Below are 23,016 nucleotides of genomic sequence, written 5' to 3'. Positions count from 1 at the left end.
TGAGGGCAAGCCATCATTCACTCTTCTTTAAGGGTCATTATCTCTTCCTGGTGATCGGCGTATTTCAGAGCGATCTTCAAGAACTGATCCGAACAGGTAACAAAAGCATCCACTACATCGGGGTCAAACTGCGTACCCCTACCCTGTAGGATGATGCCTACAGCCTTTGAATGAGGGAATGGTGGTTTGTAGACCCGTTTGCTGATCAGAGCATCATAGACATCGGCAATTGCCATCAAACGTCCGCAGATCGGAATAGCGTTACCCTCGATACCATGTGGGTATCCCTTGCCATCCCATCGCTCATGGTGAAACTCAGCAATCTCCCGGGCGAGACTGAGGAATGAGTTACTACCCAATTTCTCTTCCGCAGCCAATAAGGTGTTGCTTCCCATCAGGGTGTGTTGCTTCATCTGGGTAAATTCTTGATCTGTGAGTTTACCGGGTTTGCACAGAATATTGTCGCTTATGCCGACCTTGCCGATATCGTGAAGCGGCGCGGAGAGATAGAGCAGCCGGATTGTTTCTTCATCCAGATAGTCCTTGAAGCGGTTATTATCTTTGAGTGTCTCCGCCATCACTTTCATATAGTTCTGTGTGCGTTTTATGTGGCCGCCCGTTTCCGGATCCCTGTACTCCGCTAAAGCACCCATGGCCTCTATTGTCGCCTCCTGTGTCAGCATAAGCTCTCTGGTGCGCTCTTCCACCAGCTCTTCCAGGTTATCCCTGTGGCGTTTCAATTCGAGCTGGTTATCCACACGTGCCAGAACAAGTACTGGTTTGAAGGGTTTGGTGATATAGTCGACGGCACCCAGGGTCAGTCCCTTCTCCTCATCACCCTCATCCGCGAGCGCGGTGATGAAAATAACAGGAATCTGTTTGGTCAGTGGATCCGACTTTAACTGTCTGCAGGTCTCATAACCATCCATCTCTGGCATCATGATATCGAGCAGGATCAAATCCGGCATGGAGGCTTCCCTCGCGATGCTCAATGCCCTGATGCCGTTCTTCGCGGCCCGTACTCGGTATTTTGGCCGTAGTGTGCTGCTGAGTACTTCGATATTCCCGGCTGTGTCGTCAACGATCAAAATCGTTGGCTTATCGTTAAACCGCGTCATTGCTTCCATCCTCGGCATCCAGCATCTCTTGACTGACATCCAAGGCGAAAGTCAAATCCTTCAGCTCATTGAGTGCTAGTTGAAAGTCGTAATCGTCTACCGCCATACACAGTCCCATCCAGGCATCCTTTAGTGATGAGTTGCTCAATAGTTTGCTCAATTCATCCATGATATCAACCACTGCGGTATCGTCATTTTCCAGTAACTGTTTCAGTTGGTCCAATAACGGTATCAACAGGCGAGTGTCGGGCATATCGGTTTCATCGGAAACAGAGGCTCCATTTTTAACTCCGTGCAGTTCGGTCAACACATCACTCAGCGGTTGTTCAAGCTGGCGCATCAGGATCTGCAGGTCTTCGGTCGGGGCACTGTTGCGGCAAGCTGTCTCCAGATTCAGTGCAGCCTGTTGAAGTGTGATGGCTCCAATACTGCCTGCTGAACTCTTTAGTGAATGCGCATGACGTGTGGCACTGTTGCGGTCATCCTGTTCCACTGCTGTCTGGAAACGTTGCAGGAAGTCAGATTCTGTGGATAGGAAGCGCTTGAGAATGCGTTGATAAAGAGTCTCATTGCCGTTGCAGACCGTCATGCCGACATGCTCGTCGATAACAGAGTCCGAATCATTTGCTGCCACATACTGTTGGGATTCGACGCCTCTCCGGGTGATATCCGGGATATATTTGCTCAGTACAGCGTATAGCTCATCCACCTTTACCGGCTTAGCGATATGATCGTTCATCCCTACATTCAGGGATTTTTCCCGATCGCTCGACATCGCGTTGGCAGTCATAGCGATAATCGGCAACTGTTCCTTTTCGAAACCCTCCTGAGCGCGGATGAACTGGGTTGCGGTATAACCATCCATGACCGGCATCTGCACATCCATTAAAACAGCGTCCATACGCTCCGATTCCAGTAGTTTCACAGCCTCGGCTCCGTTTTGTGCAATTTGCACCTGGATACCGATGTTCCTTAGCAGCTCCCAGGCCACTTCCCTGTTAAGTGGATTGTCTTCCACCAGCAGGACCCGTGCGCCACGCAGGCGACTGAAACGCTCCTGATTCACAGTGTAACGGTCTTGAATGTTATCTTGGTCCGGGACGAGTTTTGTGATTTGCAGCTGATTGATGCCTTCAAGCAGGCTGGATGGACTAAGTGGTTTTGTCAATATTCTGTCGGGATGGACGGCTTGGCATTGGCTCAATAGCTCCTCGGTCCCATAGGCAGTGAGCATGATTACTTTGGGTCGATCAGTAAGTGCATTCTCCCTATGGATGGCCTCCAGCACTTCCACGCCATTCATGCCCGGCATTTTCCAGTCGAGCAGGACCAGGCCGATTGGGTTTCCATGCGCTTGTGCCTTCAGCAATTCGATCAGTGCCGCGCCACCACTCGCGCAGGTCATTGTGGTAAAGCCGATGGATTCAAGAATCTCTTGCTGGATATGGCATGCGCTTTCGTTGTCATCCACGATCAATGCGGGTTTATTGGTCAAAACACCCAGCTTTGCTCTTGGCCGGATGTCAGGAGAGGCCTGTTTCATCAGGGTTAGGGAAAAGAAAAAGCGGCTCCCGTCCCCAGGCTTGCTTTCTACCTGAATCTCACCACCCATGGCTTGTATGAAACGCTGGGATATGGCCAGGCCCAAGCCACTCCCGCCATAGCGCCGGGTAGTTGAACCATCCGCCTGGGTAAAGGCGTCGAACAGATGTCCAACGTAATCTTGCTCGATACCAATGCCGGTATCGCAGACAGAGAAATTTAGTCGTACCTGATCTTGATCCTGCTCCAGCAGCTTGACTTGCACAACCACTTCACCCTGTTGGGTGAACTTGACCGCATTACCACTTAGGTTTACGAGTATTTGTTGTAGTTTGATTGGATCACCTAAAAGGAATTGTGGAATTTGCTGGTCGATATCATAGATAAACTCCAACTGTTTTTCCGCTGCCTTCTGACCAACGAGATTACTCAGATTATCGAAAATTGCATCCAGTGAAAACGTGGTTTGTTCGAGCACGACACCACCCGCCTCGATTTTGGAGAAATCGAGGATGTCGTTAATGATATTCAGCAAAGTTTGAGAAGACTGGCGTACCTTCTCCATGTAACGCCGCTGTTTGGGTTCCATATTGTCCGTAAGCAGTGCGAGATGGGTCATCCCGATGATTGAATTCATCGGCGTACGTATTTCATGGCTCATAGTGGCCAGGAACTCGGATTTCGCCCTGCTCGCCTGTTCGGCACTTTTTGCGGCTGCAATATACTTCCGGGAGCGCTCTTCGACTTTTTCTTCCAGATTCTTGTTCAGTTTTGCCAGTTTTTTGTTTGATCTGTCGATCTGTCGCATGTTTTCTTCAATTTCGGACGTACGTTGTAACAGCTTCTCCGCCATGTCGTTGATGCCACTGACAAGGGGTTTGAATTCAAGTTGATCGATAGTGGGTATGCGATACTCGAGCTTGCCATCTGAGAAGGCCTGTACACCCTGCTTGATCTGATTGACCGGTTTCGAGATCGCTCTTGATACACCTATCTGAGTGGCAAGCGTAATCAATACACCGATAATGCTGATAATAATGAAAAAACGCCGCTTTTTCAGAATCTCCTGTTCAGCCAACTGTTGTTGTTGATGAAAGTGATCGCTGATCAGGGTTTTTACCGATTCCAGGTCTTCCAACAGATGTGATTGGACAGGTCTTAATTGCTCGAGAATGTTCAACATGTAGGATGCCGATGGGTCCTGCAAATCATACTCTCCCTGGTACTGGTGGATTGCAGCTCGATACCATCTCAGATTGAGGGAAATATTTTTCAGTGTCGATCTGATTTGATCGTAAGTTTGATTATCTGCAGGCAGTAAATATGCGGGAGGCGCGGTAAACTGTTTGCTCAAAGACTTAAGGTCGGTTTGTGCCTGATTCAGAGGTGATACAATCTCTTCAAAGCGAATTTCTGTTGTCTCTCGTTCACTGATCAATAGCGATTCCAATTCGATCAACAGTCGGTTCAGAATCGAGTGTTGCTGAAAGCGAGGTTTATTCGTAAGGGAATCCAGCGGGAGTGTCTGCAAGGCGGATCTGAAACTGTTTATATATTGGATTTTCTGATGAAATAGCTCGTCGGCGTGATCGCTGTCAGCCGAATCTTCATGCTCTTTCGTGAAAGCATTGCTTAAATGCCGATAGGCTTCATCAGCCACCGGGCGATGTTGCTCATCAATATCAGATAAGACGCGACCTATGTTATCGATGATTTCTTCGCTGTTGACAGCTTTATTCCCAGCCTGTTGGGCGTAGAGCTGAAAATCCCGTTCGCTGCGGGAGATTGTGTAGACTATGCGTGTTATGTGTTGCTGGGATGTACTACGTATTTCACTCAAGACCTTGCTTTTAATATGAAGCTCGTTGATCAGGCTCTGACCCAGCAGGATCACGGTAATAAGAATCGCTAGCAGACTCACGGCACTGACGCGAAACATTGCTTTGATGCTGGGGGTGAGAAAGAGCATCTTCACTCAGTGAACCGAAGCCAGAGGGGTTCCCCAACCTCTCCGCTGCCGAAGAGTGGTATCTCGAGTAAGGGATTGGGATCGCGACCGGCTATCTCGTAGCGGGAGACACCGAACCGGTAATCCTCCCCAGGCTGAAAAGAGATATCATCGCTGTTGCCGGTATTCAGTTTGCGAGAGAATTCGACCCGCCAGACACCTGCCTGCCATCGCCCTTTGGCGCGGATGTCGGCCCGGCTCCCATCGGGTTCGCTGATCTTAAAAGCGTCGACAATATCCCCAGCATAGTCTATAGGCATTTTATTGCGGTAGGCTGATCTGCCCCTGTCACCACGCCTTATCAGATAAAATCTCGAACCCTTCTTTGAAATTATCGGTAAGGATTTTGTCATTTTATTTTCAGAATAGAGCTGAAATTTATCGTCGGCAAAGCCGACAGGGTCGGTCCGCACCGATTTCCAGTACCAGATATCGGCCTTGTAGGGTGATGCCGCTTTCAAGCTTAAATCGGTGTTTCGGGGTGAGATAGCCCATTTTAAGACGATGGTATCCTCTCGCTCCGGCCCCATACTGTAGAGTTCCGTCTGAGGGTTCCAGTGTAGGGGTTTGTGCAATCGGTTTTCGGTGGCATCTGGAAAAACGGCCAGGAGATAGATGTTTTCCTCATCGTGGCAGGCGTGTAACTCGATATCGATACCGGCGACCGCGTCCCGGGTCTTGATGGGGGTTGTTTCGTACCATACGGGGTCATCGGCCACGCCGTTGATAACGGGGGGCTGTACCGTGTGTATGCTCAGCAGCGTCTGCTCGGCAGCCGATGAGTCAGCAAGCAGCAGCATGAGTAATCCGATTCTCAGTGCATGCATGGAGGTCGTTCTTTACTTTATATTTTAACCTTTCAATCACGACAGATAGCGGCAGAAGGCGCCGACCCTTTACCCGATATGCGAATAAAACGGCATCTGTCGTGCATGACCCGATTGTTACAGATCAGGAAAATAGTGACTATTTACCCTCGATGTGTCAGAAGGTCCTTCAGTTAAAGTCTATCCGGCCGATACACGTTGTAGTTCAATCTGTCTTTAAAGGCACCTACCGCGATGAAAATCAATCTACCGATCAAGGATCAGGAATCCTCGGTAGCATCGGACGCTGAACTCATATCGACCACTGACCTTAAAGGTATCATCACTCAGGCCAATCAGGCCTTTGTTGACATCAGTCAGTACTCCCGGGATGAACTGCTGAATACCAACCACAATATCGTTCGCCACCCGGATATGCCGCCAGAGGCCTTCGCCGATCTATGGGAGACGCTGAAGCGGGATGAGTCCTGGATGGGGATTGTGAAAAACCGCAGCAAGGATGGCGGCTATTACTGGGTGGACGCCTATGTGACGTCGGTGTATGAGGGTGAGGCCAAGGTGGGTTACCAGTCGGTACGTGTCGCTCCCAGCCGTGAACGGGTGGCACGGGCGGAGAAACTCTATACATCCCTGCGCAAAGGCCGCATACCCTTCGTGCTGCGTTTTCGGCCCGGCAGCACACTGCGTCAGTTTTTCTGGCTGGCGTTGATCTTCAGCCTGCCGATGGCGCTCTTCTCGTTATTGGGTGGCTGGTCATGGTTGCCACAGCTGTTGGGTTGGATGGGCGGCATAGTGATCAGCTATGGCGTGGCATCAATTGCGACCCGCGAAGTGAGACAATCGGCGGCGCGGGCCAGGCAACTGGTGAATAACCCGATCATGCAGTATGTCTATACGGGCAATATGAGCGATGTCGGTGCAGTGGAGTTGGCGGGAGTGATGGTGCAGGCGGGATTGAGGACCGTGCTCGGACGCCTGGATGAAACCGCGAAACAGTTGGCGTCTGATGCCTGTAAATCGGCGGAAACCGTTGCTGAAGTCGGTAATGAGATCTGTCGACAGCGCTCCACACTCGAGCAGATGGCCACCGCTTCGGAGGAGATGTCCCATTCCATCGTCGAGGTGGCCAAAACGGCAGAGAGCGCGGCCGATACTACCAGAAAATCGAATGATGCGGCCACCGCCGGAAGGTCGGTCGTCGGGGAAGCCATGGATATGATCAACAGCATGGCCGGTGAGGTCGAGACGGCGGCTGAGACGATCCGGACCCTGGAATCGGAGAGTGACGCGATAGGCAAGATACTCGACGTGATCAGGGAGATAGCCGAACAGACCAATCTATTGGCGCTGAACGCGGCCATCGAAGCGGCAAGGGCCGGTGTACATGGCCGAGGCTTCGCGGTGGTGGCGGATGAGGTCAGAACCCTGGCGGACCGCACCCAACGATCGACGGAAGAGATCAATCAGATGATCGAAAAACTGCAGCGACGGGCCCATGAGGCGGGCCGGGTGATGGATGAGGGCAGCAACCAGGCGCGGGTCGGTATCGATCAGTCGAGCAAGGTTGTCGATGTGTTGAATGAGATCACGGGGATGATTACCGAAATCAGCGACCTCAACCAGATAGTGGCCACCGCCGCCAATCAACAGAGCATCGTCGCCCAGGACATCAGCGGTAACATCCACTCAGTGGGAGATGCTGCACAGACCAATGCCCGTAGCGCGGAGGCCATGACCGAACTCTCCAAGGATCTTGCCGGGCTGGCTGAGAACATGCGCTCCGTGGTTCGCGGCTTTCGGATCTGAATAGCGATGCGGAGTGGCCCGGGTATGATAAACCAGGTCGATAGGTCATTGCGCAACAAAAAATGAGACCTTCCTATACAATCAATTCGGCAGGTCTGAATCAGTACCGTCCCAGAGATTAGCAGTTAGGAAATAGAAGGTTTTTTACTGTCGAATACATTCAACTTTGCAATCGCGACGCCATGTATCCATGGAGACCCTAAATCTATCGGGGATTCCTGCCACTCGAACCGGAAGCTCCATACCGATTTAGACTGTTGCGCAATATTAAACAGGGCATTTAACTGGCGCATGTTTTCTTTAATGAAGGGGTGTGTCGGCTTGTCTGTATCAATTCGCTGAATACTTGCCGAATCGGCTGTGAAGCTTCTGGCAGTATCTGTTGAAATCAAAATCCCTGTAGAATGAATGAAACTGATCGACCGGCATGGGCGGGGCGAAGAGGAAGCCTTGGATGATGCTGCAGTGATCCTGTCTGTCTCTCAACATGTCCAGTTGCTGGTGGTTCTCAACCCCTTCGGCGATAACCTTCATGTTAAGACTCTTTGCCATTGCGATAATGGCCATGACCAGAGCCTCGTCCTCACTATTAACGTTCATATCGGCAATGAAGGCGCGATCGATCTTGAGTATATCCACGGGAAATCGCTTCAGATAGCTTAATGAAGAGTAACCGGTACCGAAGTCATCAACAGCGACACTGATTCCCAGCTCCTTGGCAAATGTGAGCCATTCCAACGATTCCGCTGTATTTTCCATCATCAGGCTCTCGGTGATTTCAAATGTCATCAGGGCGGGAGAAACGCCCGTCTCGATAATCGTATCCTTGATAAACGCTTTATCCACGGCGTGCCGATTGCGATAGGCGGACAGGTTGATGGAAATTGACATGTGGGCAAGGTCGGTGTTTCTCCATTCAGCCAGCTGCATGGCTGCATGATGGATCACCCATTCACTCAATGGACGGATCAGGCCTGTCTCTTCACAGATAGGTATAAATTTGTCAGGTGGAATACGCCCATGTTCTGGGTGGTTCCAGCGAATCAATGCTTCCGTACTGACAATCTTACAGTGTTGATAGTCCACCAGAGGTTGATAGAAGAGTTCGAACTGCTCCTCGCTGATTGCTTTGCGCAGGTCAGCCTCCAAACGGACATGTTGCTGTATTGCGGTATTCAGCTCTTCGCTAAAGAATCGATAGGTCTCTTTGCCGCTGTATTTCGCCTGGTACATGGCCAGATCGGCATTGCGCAGCAGAGTGTCAGCCTCGCGCCCGTCATCGGGGTATTCCGCGATGCCGATGCTGGCGCCTATGTGCACCTCTCGTTCCATTATCATGAACGTTTTACCGAGTGCAGTGATGATCTTCTGCGCCAAAACAGCAAGGTCATCATCACGCTTGATGTTGTGTAGCAGCAGGCTGAACTCATCACCCGCATGACGGGCCAGTGTGTCGGTTTCGCGAATGAGGTTGCTGATACGACCGGCGACGAGCTGCAATAAGAGATCCCCTGCATCGTGCCCAAGACTGTCATTGACCGACTTGAAGCGGTCCAGGTCGATAAAGAAAAGCGCGAAACGCTCATGGTACCGGCTGCCACGATTGATCGCCTGTTGCAGTCGTTCGAGAAAAAGCGTGCGATTCGGCAGGCCGGTCAATCCGTCATAATAGGCATGCCTGTGAATCTGCTCCTCCGCTTCCTTTTCCTCTGTGATGTCGCGTGAGATGCCGGCGTAATGGGTGATATTCCCCTTGTCGTCACGAATGGTGAAAATGGAGAGATCGAAAATCCGGTTCGCACCGCCTTTAATACTGTTGGTTATCTCTCCTTCCCATCTGCCGGTATTGTCTATGGACTGCCACATCATGCGGTAGAAGGAGTTATCGGTCAGGTAAGAGCGTAAGATGGATGGTTTTTTCCCGATTAATTCATCTGGCTGATAACCGGTCAGTCGCGTAAAAGCAGGGTTGACGCGTTGGATAATAGCCTTGTTGTCGGTCACCAGGATACCTTCAGACGCGGTGTCGAATACTTCACTTGCTAAAATCATCTCCTGATAGGCAAGACGCTGCTCTGTCAAATCAGTGAGCGATGCGGTGAAGTGAAGTTCATTGCCGATGGAAAATCGGGATAAGGTTATTTTAAGTGGAAACTCCTTGTTGCCGGCGTACTTGGCGGTGTACTCGTCAGTTTGTGGGTCCTCTTCTGACGTTATAGGTTGTTTCAACTGTTGCATCCTGGCTAAGAGACGAATGGCGTCATGCGAAGAGGTCAAAAGATCTGATATGGCGCACGATTGAAGTTCGTTCAAGGTGAGCCCGAACATAGATTCGGCACTGGGATTGGCTTCGAGAATCCGACCGGTTGAATCCAACATCATGATGCCGTCGGCAACCGATTCCAATAGCGAGCGGTTTCGCATTTCACTCTCAGTGATGCGATTCTGTTGTCGAGCGGCCTGTGTTCTATGGCGTGCGATTACATAGAAAGTGATTTGTATAGTCAGAAACAATGGTATACCGGTTAACAGTAGAGGATGTAAGATCCCGGCTTTGACATTTTCCAGCTCTGTCGCCTCTATATGTGAGACGACGGTCCACGGGTACCCGCTGCTATAGGTGACATTTTCATAGACATGGCGATTGTCCTGAGTGATATTGAGTAGATAGGGTTGTGTCTTAAGCGAGGTCAAAATGCCGTGCTCTGTGATTTGTTGCGTATAGTCCGCACTATTGATCTGATGCCATGCATTCGGAAGGTTCTTGGCCAGTGAAAGGTCATTGTCGAACATGAATCCCCAGCGCATGGAAGGGTCATGGTGGTAGAGCCAGAATCCCTCGTCATTGAGCAGCGCGATATGACCGAGGCGGTCTTTATATTGCGCGACAAACTCATTCAGCATCGCTTCCGCCAGGTAATTGATCACTAAAAAGCCGATTGGCTCATTCACACCGTTTAAAACCGGGGTCGTTAGCCTGATGGTCGGTTTGACGGGTGTCTCGATCCTGCCGTGCTCTTTATTCAGATCGAGGGGCGAGATATAGATCTCCTTGGGGCTCAGGTTTCTCGCCTCGTAGAAATAGTAACGGTTTGATTTGTCTTGCAGTTCTCTGTGCGGGGTGGTTTGTGGTCCTTCTGAACCCCGGTTGACTCTGATTCTCTCCATTCCTCTGATGTCAAGAAAACGGATTTGATCATAGCGTTCCTTGATTGCAATTTGGTTCGTGAAATTTTTAGAAATCGCAATCGCTGCTTGCTGGTTGTCTTGCCCTGGTCTCCATTGTTTCAACCCCTCGCTTTGAGTGAGAAGTAAAATATCAGTTATCGGCTCATGAAAAATATTGATGAGCGTCGATGATGCCAATCTGACGTTGTGCTCCTGCTGGAGCTTGAGCTGTTCGAATCTTGTATCTAGTTGCCAAAAATAGACGAGGTAAATTACGAGGAACAGAACGACAGACCAGGGAGCGGCCAGCCTGAAAAATATTCTTGTTGAGGTTTGTGCGGTCACGCAATTACCCGGGAAGCAGATTCATCCCTGAGTTATTTGCAATATAACGACTTGATGATGCATGTAGCTTTACTGTCGGCAACTAGCTTTTTTTCTTTACAGAAATTTGACTGGATTAAGCGCATTGGCCTTGATTTAGGAAATATTTTTTAACTTTCGGTATTGCTTGAGAATTAATTTCCTATCTCTGCTTCAGTGAATTTCTCCTAAGCCGACAACAGTATAGGTGTCGTGTAGATGAGCTGCCGGTTCTCCTATTTCGTCTATATTTTAATGGTAATTCGGGGTTGAGTAATGAAAGGAAATCATATTGCGGAATATCGGGATGTCGACCCCGATACTGAGAACCCGGTGCTTCTCTATTGCGATGAAGTGCATGAAATCTACTGGTTGGGTATTCCCGAGCACACTGCATTTCGTAGCAATATCTACCTGATAAAGTCCGGCGATGAAGCGATAATCATTGACCCGGGACATCAGGCATACTTTGAAAAGACCAGGGAACGCGTAGCCCAGGTGATGGACCCTGAAATGGTCAGTGGCCTCATCATCTGCCACCAGGATCCAGATGTTGCGGCATCGATGCCACAATGGCTGGAAGTTAATCCGAAGATGGCAATCTTCACCACGCCGCGAACGCAAGTCCTTCTGCCCTACTACGGAGTAGGCGAATATCGCTGGCATGATGTGGTTGAAGAGCCTTCATACACTTTCAAAAGTGGTAAAAGAATCCATTTTACAGAGGCACCCTATCTACATTTTGCAGGCGCATTTACCAGTTTCGATGAATCGAGCGGGTTCCTGTTTTCCGGTGATATATGGGCGGCCATCCAGCTTGAATGGCGCTTGATTGTCGATGATTTCGAAGCGCATGAGTCTGTACTGGATCTGTTTCATGTGGATTATATGGCTTCAAATATCGCTTGTCGCGGTTATATTGAAAAGATCCGCCAGTACCGGATAAATGCCATATTGCCGCAACACGGTTCAATTATTGACTCGAAAAATGTTGACCATGCCTTGCACTATCTTGAGTCTCTGGTGTGCGGCACTGACATAATTTATCCGTATTTGACAACGTAAATGGTCAGCGGTACCGATAACAGAATCGAGGCGCTTGAACAGCAGCTCAAGTTGTTTAAGGAATCGTCACGGCAAAGCGATCTAGTGCGCAAACGTTACCAGGATGCGCTCTCGATACTTAAGCAGAAGGACTTGGAACTAAAGCAGAGTAAACAATTGATCGAGAAGGATCTCGAAATGTTGAAAGCAATGCAGCAGCAGTTGGTTGAAAAGGAGAAATTAGCGGCATTGGGGTCGCTCGTAGCCGGTGTGGCACATGAGGTAAATACACCGATTGGTGTCGCTATGACATCGATATCTGCCTGCAGTGAAGAGATCAGGCAGCTGAAAAAATCGTATGAGGCTGAAGAGCTTTCCGAAAGTGATATGGATGCGTTTTTTGAAACCGTTGACGAGTCGATGCGTCTGGCTAAGACGGGTCTCAATCAGGCTGCAAGGTTGATCAGCAGCTTTAAAATGATATCGGTCGATCAGAATATCGACGATATTCGGACGATCGATGTGTGCGATTACCTGCGGGATATCATCCGTACTTTTAAGAATCAATTGAAGAAAACAAAGATACAAGTAGAGCTGGATTGTCCACAACAAATGATGGTGAAGACATATCCTGGATCGCTGTCGCAAATTATGAATAACCTGCTTTCAAATGTTATCAATCACGCTTATGAGCCGGAGCAATCCGGTATCGTTCATATTCAAATCGAGCAAAAGGGGAATCGTCTGAACTTATTGTTCGAGGACTATGGCAAGGGTATGGACGAGTCATTGAAAGAGAGTATTTTTCAACCATTTATAACCACGGCACGAAATAAGGGCGGTAGCGGTCTTGGGCTCAATATTGTTTATAATTTAGTTGCCCAGCGTTTTGGCGGCGAAATTGAGGTCGAGAGCAAGCCGGGAGAGGGAAGTCGCTTTAATATTTCGTTAGTGGTGGAAACATTGGAATAGCGAGCGATGGCTAAACTGTTTTTTGCTAAAAAATCAAAAAAGAAGAGGCTTTCCGAAATAGGATGGAAGATTCTCATTGTCGATGATGACAAGAGTGTACACCAGGTTACAGAACTTGCCTTGAAGCACTTTGATTATAAGGGACGCAAACTTAGTTTTATCTCCGCTTATTCGGGTCAGGAAGCGATGGAAATTGCGCGTAAGGAGCGTGATATTGCAATCGTGTTGCTCGATGTGGTGATGGAAACCGAGAATGCAGGTTTCGACGTGGTCGAGTACATCAGGAATATCCTAGGCAACAACCATATTCGCATCATCCTGCGAACCGGACAGCCCGGGTATGCGCCTGAGCGATATGTGATTGATCACTACGATATCAACGATTATAAGGAGAAGACTGAACTTACCCAGGAAAAGCTTTATACGGCTGTGCGCATGGGACTGAAGTCATACGAGTTTATCAGTATACTGAACAGCCAGAAAAGATCGTTGGAATATATCGTTCAGGCCGCGCCAGCGATATTCAAAATCACCTCGCTTGAAGACTTTTTCCGCTCCATATTGAATGCCATTATCGATTTGTTGGGTATCTCCGAGGGCCACAGCAAAGTTGATTCCCTCTCTGGATTCATTGCTTACCCGATAACGGAGGATGGTGAGTACAAGATCTGCTACGGAATAAACAATCAGGGGAACTGGGAGGAGGATGAAGAAAAGATTGCCGTAATGCTGCATAGGCTCCATCCACAGCTCGACAGTATTCAAGGTGTATTCAACGTGGAAGAGGGGACGTTTGCCATACCGATAAAGGATAAGAATGAGATCGTAGCTGCAATATTGCTGGAAAATCTTGGGCATATCAGTGAACATGCCAAACGTTTGCTGAACATTCTTTCTATGCAGGCAAGCTCTGCATTCAAGAATATCGATCTGTTTGAGCTGATATCGAGAGAGCATCAGGAGACGATTAACCTTCTGGCGGTTGCGTCTGAATATAAGGACGAAAACACGGGAGAGCATATCAGGAGAATTGAATTGATAACCTGTATGCTTGCACAAGAGCTTGGTATGAACAAGGAAGATGCTGTGCAGATGGGGCAGGCATCAACACTGCACGATATCGGCAAGCTTTCAGTGCCTGACAGTGTTCTGCAAAAGCCGGGCAAGTTGACCCATGAGGAGTTCGATGCAATAAAGTTACATACAGTTAATGGCGAGAAAATACTTGCGGGTCATGGACATTTCAAATTAGCCAGTGAAATCGCAAGAACACATCATGAACACTATGATGGATCAGGTTATCCAAATGGCCTTGCCGGGGATGAAATACCGCTAAGTGGCAGGATAACTGCATTGGCGGATGTTTATGATGCGCTATCCAATGAAAGGCCTTACAAAGACGCCTGGCCGAATGAGGAGGTAATGGATCTCATACGAAGTGAGCGGGGAAAACACTTCGATCCCGATGTTGTAGATGCTTTTTTCAGACTTGTGGAAAAAGAAGTTTTATAAATTGTATCTTAGCCAATTCATGGATTAAGAAAGTGAAACGACCACTTATTCGTAAATACGGTAGAATATTTGCCTTAATGTTCGTGCCGCCGGTTGCGCTGCTTTTTGGCATATCCGCCTGGCTTTTTAACACAGATATAGAAAATGGAGCAGTACTAACAAGACAGTCGGAGATGTTGAGCCTGAATCAGAGCAAGAGTGTGTTCGAGCAATTGCTGCAAGGTGCTATGCAGGACCTCATGTTTATCGCCGCTGTCGATGATCTTCGTCAGCTTGCAATTCCATCTGGGAGAGATCGATACACTGAGCTTTTGGCGCTTGATTTTAAATCAATGGCAGAGGAAAAAGGGCAATTCGACCAGATCCGATATCTCAATACCGAAGGAAGGGAGATAGTAAGGGTCAACTATCGAAACGGAATGGGAGTCATCGTTCCTGATTCTGAATTGCAGGACAAAGGTGGGAGGTACTATTTTACGGAAACAATGAGTAAGGACCGTGATGAGGTCTTCGTGTCTCCACTTGATCTCAACATGGAGCATGGCGAAATCGAGATGCCATTCAAGCCAATGATACGTTTGGCGACGCCTGTCTTTGATGCTTCCGGCAACAAGCGGGGCATGGTGATAATCAACTATCTCGCTGATAAGCTGATTAATATGCTTGATCAGGACTTATCACCTACTAGCAGTCAGATGTTGCTTAACGAAGAAGGGTATTGGCTGAAAGGAGAAACAAAAGCCGATGAATGGGGCTTCATGTTTCCGGACAAGAAGGGACTTAAGATATCAAACCGCTACGCAGATGCCTGGAAGCAGATGACAAGTGCCGATTCGGGACAGTTCACAACAGCTGATGGTTTGTTCAGCTATACAACAGTGGAACCTGAAAAGCTGCTCGATAAATTGGATCTAAAAATAGAGACAAACAACAGCGCGGTAACCGGCGCTGTTAACTGGAAACTTGTACGTTTCATCACAGACGCCGAACTCGATAAACCTGTCATTACATTAGGCAAGCGGTATCTTGCAGTGAATGCCTTGCTGATTTCGATCTTGGGTGTCGTAGCTCTACTATTGAGTCGTGCTAAATTGTTCAAGATTGATGCGCAACAGCAACTGCATGAAAAGGAAGAGAGAATCAGTGAGATCGTGAATAGTGCCTTTGACGCAATTATTACGATAAATGAACGTGGTGTTATTGAAACCTTCAATCCGGCTGCATGCACAATGTTCGGTTACCATGTGGATGAGATAATTGGGGAAAAGGTTAACATCTTAATGACCTCCCCGGATCGTGAATACCATGACCTGCATATCCTGAACTATATCGATACCGGTGTTGGTAAGTTTGTGGGAAAGCCTGGGCGTGTAACAGGTGTAAAGAGTGATGGAAACCCGATACAGATAGAAATCTGCATCGGTGCAAAGAAGATAAAGGATCACTGGCTATTCACGGCAATCTGTAGACGATACCAAGAGGAACGAAGACAAGTTGAAGCTGGTTCAACTTAAGCGCAGGATTTGAACCTTGAGGTATAATCGATCTGCTTCACCAGTATGCATCATTACCGGGGTTTGATCTTCTTCTTGTTGGCGTGAGCCTTCCTTTTTTGATATAGCAGCTTTCTCAGACGCTCCTTGAGTGGGAGATGGCTGACCGGACAACTTGATGCCAGAGATTGAGGTGTCTTCGGTACCTCGTCCCAGGAATCGACGATCTGGCCATCAGCCAGTTTGATCAGACGCCCAGCGGCTCTTTTTACGTCAGGATCGTGTGAGGAGATGAGGAATGTTGTACCAAGTCTTTGGTTTAGTTCATGCATCAAGTTGATCAAGTGTCTACCGGTCATGCTGTCAAGGTTTGCCGTAGGCTCATCGGCAAGTATCAGCTTGGGGCCGGAAGCAAGTGCACGGGCAACAGCGACACGTTGTTGCTGGCCGCCGGATAACTGGTCCGGCCTACGATACCCGAGATGACCAATCTCCACTTCATGCAACCAGTGATTCGCTATATCCAAACTCTCCTTCCGGCTCTTACCCTGTAATTGACAGACGTAAGCGACATTTTCACGTGCGGTGAATACACGAATGAGATTATAGGCCTGAAATACAAAGCCGATATTGCGCAAGCGAAATTGTGTACGCTGATCCCTGTTCATGTTGAGAATATCATGCCCAAGGACCTCAACATTTCCGTTGTCAGCGGATTCCAGTGCACCGATGATGTTTAGTAGTGTACTCTTACCGGATCCGGACCGTCCTGCAACCACTGCGAATTCACCGGGCTTGATATCGAGATTGATGCCGTGGAGTGCGGGAAAAGGCATGGTGCCGACCCAATAGCACTTGTGCAGTTCACGGATACCGATGATCGGTGATTCCTGGTACTTGACCATACGTTATATCGAGCCTTGTATCAGGTGTTTTGGCAGGTGATAAAGCTGTCTCCCACTGGGGAGGTATAAGAAAAGCAGTCCTCTTGTATTTCGAAATGTGGTTGTATCTAACAGCATAAGTTGTGTGTCGTATAATCAAGGGTTATTGAATGCGCAGTGCCTGACTTAGAGATAAGTGGGTAGCTCTCCATGCAGGGTAGATGCCTGCCAGCAGTGCCGCAATAAGTGTGGCGCCGAGAATTTTTACTGCAGAGCCCTGAGTCAATTGCGGATGTATGATTGGGTCCATATAAAAAAACTCGAATGCACTCGCGAAATGTGTCAGATTTATACCGCTGTCGGCTAGTGCGTAGACGATCGAGCTTCCCGCCAAATAACCTAGAATCGCTCCAATGAATATCAGCATGACGGCTTCCAACAGCAGCATAGAGAAGACTTGTGATCTCTTGGTTCCGATGGCAACGATGACACCCAATTCCTTTTGTCTCTCATGCAGGGATATCAGCATGGTATTCAGGATCTCAATCAGTACCAGGATGATGACCACCAGAAGAACTACAAAACCGTAGGCATCACTGAACTCAAGCCACTGCTTAACCATCGGGTCCAGTTCCTGCCATTGCATGATTTCATATTTCCGCTCAGAAAGCTGTTGAGCAAACAGGCGATAAAGGGTGTCGGTATTGTCATGTATATCTGCACGGATGACGATATCTGTGACAGAATCCTCCATCTGCAGCCATTGTTGTGCGCTGTTCAGGGTGATCAGAGCCAGGCTTCTGTCTATTTGTGGTGCGCCGGTTTCGAGAATGCCGCGCAGAAAAAAGACCTCCGAGGTCATTTCGCCGTTCAAGCGTTGTACCATCAAGATGACCCTATCGCCGAGTTCCGCACCAAGATTCTGCGCGACAGTATGTCCGAGTACCAGATCGTGGCTCATCCCCGGTCTCAGCCATACACCTTCAGTGACACGTTGATCCATGGAAGTGACCCATGTTTCCTGCTCCGGGTCGGTTGCCATGATCTGTAGGCCTGCACTGCTGCCTCCCACGGAAGCCAGACCTGAGGTGCGGATGCGTTGTGTCCAACCTACGATTTCCGGGTAACCCTGCATCAATCTTGAAATCTCTTCAGGTTCCAGAATCCGGTCATTGAGATTTTGTGATGTTTCAAAGCCCTTGGCGTGGATCTGCAGGTGTCCGGTATAGCTGAGGATGAAATTAGTCTTCATCTGGCTCAACCAACCGTCGTTCAAGGCGCTGAGGAGGGTCAATGTGGCAATGCCGAAGCTCATCGTCAGCAAGGTGATCAAGGTGCGGCGTCGGTTACGCAGAAGATTGCGTGATGCCAGTTGTAAATAGGTGAGCAGACTGAGGCGGTATGATTCAGCCATTTCTTATCGCCTCGACTGGTTGCAGCAAGCTGGCACGCCAGGCGGGATAAATCCCCGCAATCAACGATGCGATAAGAATAATGCCACTGGTAATGCCCAGGTGATCGAGTTTGAGATGGGGGCGGATCAGCGGATCAACATAGAAGCGAGACGTGGAACCGAGCAGGATCGAAAGATCGATACCGTAGAGGCCGGTGATAAATACGCTGGCATATCCCAGAATAATGCCGAAGATTATGCCTGCAATGCCTATCACCGCCGCTTCAATCAGTAGCATCCCGGCTATCTGATAACCTGTCGTGCCGATCGCCATCAAAACGCCGAACTCCCTGGTCCTTTCCAGCATTGAAATCAGCATGGTATTCAGTTCGCCAGCCAGAACGATGAACAACACCACACCGAGAAAAAGATAGAGAAAACCATTATGCAGAGTCACCCATTCTTTCATAACGGGAAACATCGTGTACCAGGGCATAACCTCCAGTGATTCATTTTGCAGAGAGTGCTCGAGTTCTGAAACCAGGGAAGGAATATTTCCCTCATCACTGCTGATAACAAAAGTGGTTACCTGGTCGTTTAAATCCATCATCTCCTGAAGTGTTGCAAGACTGGTGAGCGCCATGCCTTTATCCAATCCCATTTCACCGCTGGTGATGATACCGACCAGGGTGAAAGACTCCGCCACCATTGCGCCGTAGCGATCGTACCCGATAATGATTACTTCATCGCCAAGTCTGATCTGCAGGTTGTTGGCCGTGGTGGCGCCCAGAATCAGCGCATATTCATCTTCCGGCGCCAGGAAGCGGCCTATGCCGATCCGTTTGGCAAGTTCGGTGACCCGTCCCTCACGGATAGGATCCATGCCGATAAGCATCACTCCCTGGGTGGTGAAATCGGAAGCGGCCAGACCAAAACTTTCAAGGCGCATACTGTAGTCAGATATACCGGCCTGATGCAGTGAATCGACGACCCTGCCTGGATTGGTGATGGACTTTGACAGTTCGGGATGCTGAAAAAAACCCTCGTGATGGATCTGTATGGAGCCGATGATGGCCTTCTGAAAGTTCCCCAGCATATTGCGATGCAGGCCCTCGTTGAATCCCCAGAGAAAGATCAGCGAGGCTAGGCCTACTGCAATTGCCCCGACGGTCAAGAGCGTTCGTCGTTTGTGTGTGAGCAGATTTCTCAGCGCCACAGTCAGGATGGTGTGGACGACTGTTGTGGTCGACAGGCTCATCAGTTCCCCAGGAAGAAATAAAAGAGATCCCTGCGATCAAGGATATAGCATAATCGGAAATACTTTCGAAGCGATGTTGCGCTATTTTCTCTTGGCCGGGTTAAAGATATCGTCCGCCAGTGGGACATTGAATTGGATTGATTTCAATGTGATGACGGTTCTTTTGCCAGGTTGATCTTGGGGTGCCATGGTCCAGCGGGTTGGGATGAGTCGACCGTCCATAATCCTGATCTGGTCAAAAGTCATGCGTCGGTTTGCCATTTTCTCGCATTGATATTCCATCTCCAACGGAATGCCATTGGCGCGGATGCGCTGGATCAACCGTTTCCAGGTCACCGCAGCTGTGGCAGATGGGGTTGATTCGATTGTCACAATAGCCTGTTCACCCACCCCTTCACGGGCAACGATACGGTGACTGTATTGATCGACCAGCGAATCTGTCTCCAGCAGGTCCTGATTAAGGAAATCGGAACCCATCCAGGGATCCTGCATCATTGCCGGTGAGATATTGATCTGTCTGCGAAGTTTGGGCAGGTACATGGAGAGGATATTGTTGACCTTGAGGTAGACAGTACCCTTTGTTTTGCGCGGGGAGAGGATTTCCATGCGGAAGCGGTTGTTGTCGATGTCATCGTGACTGCGGAATGACATCGTGCGTTGCCAGTCAGGCCGAATAATATCGACCTGATACTCAGCGACGGTGCCGCTGGAACGCATCAATGTTTCGGTCTTTCTCAGCAGATCGACAGCCTCCTGTTCGGTCTCACCGGCCAGGCTCCCGCTGCTGCAGATGATCAGGATCCACAAAGCCTGAATTAATCCTTTCATGAAAAAACGCACTCCTGAAGTCGGATATATATGTTAGATTATAAGTAATTATTAATATAATACCAGTCCGACATTTTTTCATGATAGATGAGGTGCTCTGCTCGGGTATCCGTCACAATTTTTCCGATGCGGCAGGAGTGATTGCTAACGGCTGCCGTGCAAGCGATTCATCACTTTGCTCAATTCACCTTTTACGACTTCATCGAGACATTCGATGGCATCATCGATGGCGCCGTCGATCGCTTCACGGTCAATTTTGGATGGGCGTCCCAAGACATAGTCGACCACCATGTTTCGGTCGTTGGGATGGTCGATACCGATACGCAGACGATGGAAATCCCTGCTGCCAAGGGCGCTCATGATGTCCCTTAAACCATTGTGGCCTGCATGTCCGCCGCCTGTTTTGAGGCGTACCTGCCCCGGTTCCAGGTCAAGTTCATCGTGTACCACAAGTATTTCGCTGGGAGATATACGGAAATAGTTGGCCAGACTGGAAACCGCCTGACCGCTTCGGTTCATATAGGTTATGGGTTTTAAGAGGCGTACCTCTTTCCCGGCAATATTCAGCTTGCACGCCAAGCCGTGGTGGCGCGACTCATTGCGAAAGGGTTGATTGTGTTGCCGGGCCAGCCTATCCACAAACCAGAAACCTGCATTGTGGCGGGTTTCCTCATGGTCTGGTCCGGGGTTCCCCAGGCCGACGATAAGTTTGATGGGGTGTTGTACCACTATACTATTCGCTAAACCGGTCCACTACTGCAATGCGGCAGAGTAGGGTGCCGGTCGTGTGCGATCAGGGGGGATGTTTAAGTCCCCCCTTCGACCTGAGTTATTCCGCCGGTTCCTCGTCACCCTCACCGGCCTCTTCTTCTTCTTCCCTCGGTTCGACTTCGGTAGCGTGAGCGGTGTGGATGGTGAGCACGATTGGATCCTCATTGCCTTCATGGGTGATCAGATCGACGCCATCGGGCAGTTTCACTTCGGAAGCGTGTAGTATTGTGCCCATCTCCAGGTTGGTCAGATCGACCTCGATGAACTCCGGCAGGTCCTTAGGCAGACAGGTGATCTCCATATCACTCATTACATGACTCGCCTGGCCACCAGCCTTGATACCGGGAGAGGCCGATTCGTTGATAAAATGGATCGGGACATGCAAACGGATCTTCTCGTCCGCCTGGATCCGTTGAAAATCCACATGCAGAAGGAAAGGCTTGGCCGGGTGGCGTTGAAGATCCTTAAGCACCACCTGTTCAGTCTTTCCGCCGAGTTTCAGGTTTAAAAGGTTTGCATAGAACCCTTCGTTCGCCAGTGAATGAACAAGTTCATTGTGGGGGACGCTGATCATGGTCGGATCCTTGTGGGCGCCGTACACGATACCCGGCACCAGACCGGAACGACGCAGGCGGCGGCTCGCACCTTTCCCTGAATCGCTCCGAGATTGAGCGTTAATTTCAAAATTGGCAGACATGGCAGACTCCGTATCTGTGGTTTTCTGTGTGTGGATGCGTCGTTTCGCGACCAAAGCGACGCGATATCGCTGTATCACAGCGGACGCGCGATTCTAACAGAATTTGCTTTTATTTCCAGCCCCGTCTGCGAGTACAGGTTGTTGGTGATCGGTCATGATTGTCTCTACGGTGAAAGGTGGCTGTCTGTTGGAAAGGCAAATGAGTGGAAAGCCGGCGAGGTTGCCGAAACGGCGATTCAAGGGCGCTTATTCTATGACAGCCAGGATCTGTTGCACTTGTCAGCGCCTATTAAATGGACTGAGTTGCCTCTGAGGACCATGTGACGCTTGAATTGTGTGGTGTGGTCAGTCGATGAACAGGGAGCTGACGGACTCCTCATTCGAAATGCGGCGCATCGTCTCCGCAAGCAGTTCCGCAATGCTCACCTGGCGGATGGGTGTGCAGAGTTTGGCATCTTCGGAGAGAGGAATCGTATTCGTTACCACCAGTTCATCCAGCTGGGAGTTGCTGAGATTGGAGACGGCAGGTCCGGAGAGTACCGGGTGTGTACAATAGGCCACCACCTTGGCTGCACCGTGCTCTTTCAGGGCAGTGGCGGCCTGACAGAGAGTCCCCGCGGTGTCCACCAGGTCATCGATAAGAATACAACTGCGTCCCTCCACATTGCCGATAATATTCATTATCTTGGCTTCATTGGGCCTGGGTCGGCGTTTATCGATGATCGCCAATTCCGCATCATCCAACCTTTTTGCCAACGCCCGCGCCCTGACTACGCCACCTACATCGGGAGAAACGACGACGATATCCGGGTGTTTTTGACGCCATACATCGCCCAGCAGGATCGGGGATGCGTAGACATTGTCAACCGGGATATCGAAGAAGCCCTGGATCTGGTCGGCATGCAGGTCCACAGTCAACACCCGGTCAGCGCCCGCAGCACCGATCATCTTGGCTGCCAGTCGGGCAGTTATCGGTACGCGTGCGGAGCGGGGGCGCCTATCCTGTCGCGCATAACCGAAGTAGGGGATCACTGCTGTGATGCGTTTGGCGGATGACCAGCGCATGGCATCGATCATCACCAACAGTTCCATCAGATTTTCATTGGTTGGCGCTGAGGTGGGCTGGACGATGAAGACATCGCGACCACGTACGTTCTCATGGATCTCCGCCATGACTTCGCCGTCGCTGAAGCGACCGACATGCATTTTTCCAAGTGGGAGGCTGAGGTGAGCTACGATTTCATCGCTCAGTTCCGGGTTGGCGTTTCCGGAAAAGACCATCATGGCAGTGGCAGGCACGGTTTTGATCCCCTTTATCAAACAGTGGATTGC

16 protein-coding genes are annotated in these 23,016 nt (G+C 49.6%); 5 read left to right on the top strand and 11 right to left on the bottom strand.

Annotated features, from left to right (window positions below; genetic code table 11):
- Nucleotides 1-17: 17 nt before the first annotated feature.
- Genes AB8516_RS10515 through AB8516_RS10505 form a run of 3 tightly spaced genes read right to left on the bottom strand, consistent with a single transcriptional unit; the run spans nt 18 to nt 5,495 of the window.
- The gene (locus tag AB8516_RS10515) at nt 18-1,118 is read right to left on the bottom strand and encodes a two-component system response regulator (protein ID WP_369160430.1); all 1,101 of its coding nucleotides are present in this window, start codon (nt 1,116-1,118) and stop codon (nt 18-20) included.
- Nucleotides 1,105-4,629, bottom strand: a complete 3,525-nt coding sequence (locus AB8516_RS10510; RefSeq protein ID WP_369163261.1) for a response regulator — start codon at nt 4,627-4,629, stop codon at nt 1,105-1,107. Before AB8516_RS10510 ends, AB8516_RS10515 begins: the two co-directional genes overlap by 14 nt.
- A 2-nt stretch (nt 4,630-4,631) precedes the next feature.
- Nucleotides 4,632-5,495: an ethylbenzene dehydrogenase-related protein gene (locus AB8516_RS10505; protein WP_369160428.1), complete on the bottom strand. Its 864-nt coding sequence runs from the start codon at nt 5,493-5,495 to the stop codon at nt 4,632-4,634.
- A gap of 234 nt (nt 5,496-5,729) precedes the next feature.
- Here AB8516_RS10505 and AB8516_RS10500 point away from each other — a divergent pair, with 234 nt between their 5' ends.
- Nucleotides 5,730-7,301: a methyl-accepting chemotaxis protein gene (locus AB8516_RS10500; RefSeq protein WP_369160426.1), complete on the top strand. Its 1,572-nt coding sequence runs from the start codon at nt 5,730-5,732 to the stop codon at nt 7,299-7,301.
- A 330-nt stretch (nt 7,302-7,631) separates the two neighbouring features.
- Here the strand turns inward: AB8516_RS10500 and AB8516_RS10495 are convergent, their stop codons facing one another.
- The gene (locus AB8516_RS10495; protein WP_369160424.1) at nt 7,632-10,469 is read right to left on the bottom strand and encodes an EAL domain-containing protein; all 2,838 of its coding nucleotides are present in this window, start codon (nt 10,467-10,469) and stop codon (nt 7,632-7,634) included.
- A gap of 639 nt (nt 10,470-11,108) precedes the next feature.
- On the opposite strand from AB8516_RS10495, the gene AB8516_RS10490 reads away from it, so the two are divergent.
- Genes AB8516_RS10490 through AB8516_RS10475 form a run of 4 tightly spaced genes read left to right on the top strand, consistent with a single transcriptional unit; the run spans nt 11,109 to nt 15,874 of the window.
- Nucleotides 11,109-11,897, top strand: a complete 789-nt coding sequence (locus AB8516_RS10490; protein WP_369160422.1) for an MBL fold metallo-hydrolase — start codon at nt 11,109-11,111, stop codon at nt 11,895-11,897.
- Entirely contained in the window at nt 11,898-12,848 is a 951-nt protein-coding gene (locus tag AB8516_RS10485) for a sensor histidine kinase (RefSeq protein ID WP_369160420.1), read from the top strand.
- 6 nt (nt 12,849-12,854) lie between these two features.
- The gene (locus tag AB8516_RS10480) at nt 12,855-14,360 is read left to right on the top strand and encodes an HD domain-containing phosphohydrolase (protein ID WP_369160418.1); all 1,506 of its coding nucleotides are present in this window, start codon (nt 12,855-12,857) and stop codon (nt 14,358-14,360) included.
- A gap of 32 nt (nt 14,361-14,392) precedes the next feature.
- On the top strand, nt 14,393-15,874 hold the full coding sequence (locus tag AB8516_RS10475; protein WP_369160416.1) for a PAS domain S-box protein: 1,482 nt from the start codon (nt 14,393-14,395) through the stop codon (nt 15,872-15,874).
- 53 nt (nt 15,875-15,927) lie between these two features.
- Here the strand turns inward: AB8516_RS10475 and AB8516_RS10470 are convergent, their stop codons facing one another.
- From AB8516_RS10470 to AB8516_RS10440, 7 genes are all read right to left on the bottom strand, one after another.
- Nucleotides 15,928-16,758 (bottom strand): ABC transporter ATP-binding protein, encoded by an 831-nt coding sequence (locus AB8516_RS10470; protein ID WP_369160414.1) that lies wholly within the window; start codon nt 16,756-16,758, stop codon nt 15,928-15,930.
- A 142-nt stretch (nt 16,759-16,900) separates the two neighbouring features.
- Nucleotides 16,901-18,151 carry an FtsX-like permease family protein gene (locus AB8516_RS10465; protein ID WP_369160412.1) on the bottom strand — a complete coding sequence of 417 codons (1,251 nt, stop codon included), beginning with the start codon at nt 18,149-18,151 and terminating at the stop codon, nt 16,901-16,903.
- A complete protein-coding gene (locus AB8516_RS10460) occupies nt 18,144-19,388 on the bottom strand; it encodes an ABC transporter permease (protein ID WP_369160410.1) in 1,245 nt (414 codons plus the stop codon). Before AB8516_RS10460 ends, AB8516_RS10465 begins: the two co-directional genes overlap by 8 nt.
- 81 nt (nt 19,389-19,469) lie before the next feature.
- Nucleotides 19,470-20,216 (bottom strand): outer membrane lipoprotein-sorting protein, encoded by a 747-nt coding sequence (locus AB8516_RS10455; RefSeq protein ID WP_369160408.1) that lies wholly within the window; start codon nt 20,214-20,216, stop codon nt 19,470-19,472.
- A 144-nt stretch (nt 20,217-20,360) separates the two neighbouring features.
- Nucleotides 20,361-20,948 (bottom strand): aminoacyl-tRNA hydrolase, encoded by a 588-nt coding sequence (gene pth, locus AB8516_RS10450; protein ID WP_369163259.1) that lies wholly within the window; start codon nt 20,946-20,948, stop codon nt 20,361-20,363.
- Between the two features lie 97 nt (nt 20,949-21,045).
- Nucleotides 21,046-21,684 (bottom strand): 50S ribosomal protein L25/general stress protein Ctc, encoded by a 639-nt coding sequence (locus AB8516_RS10445; RefSeq protein WP_369160406.1) that lies wholly within the window; start codon nt 21,682-21,684, stop codon nt 21,046-21,048.
- A 345-nt stretch (nt 21,685-22,029) separates the two neighbouring features.
- Complete coding sequence (locus tag AB8516_RS10440; RefSeq protein WP_369160404.1) at nt 22,030-22,983, bottom strand: ribose-phosphate diphosphokinase; 954 nt, start codon at nt 22,981-22,983, stop codon at nt 22,030-22,032.
- Between the last annotated feature and the right edge of the window lie 33 nt (nt 22,984-23,016).

Origin of the sequence: Candidatus Thiodiazotropha sp. LNASS1 (genome assembly GCF_964212655.1) — a bacterium.
In the GTDB taxonomy this organism is placed as follows: domain Bacteria; phylum Pseudomonadota; class Gammaproteobacteria; order Chromatiales; family Chromatiaceae; genus Thiodiazotropha.
Note: the sequence above shows the minus strand (reverse complement) of the source record. Positions and strands in the feature narration are given on the sequence as shown.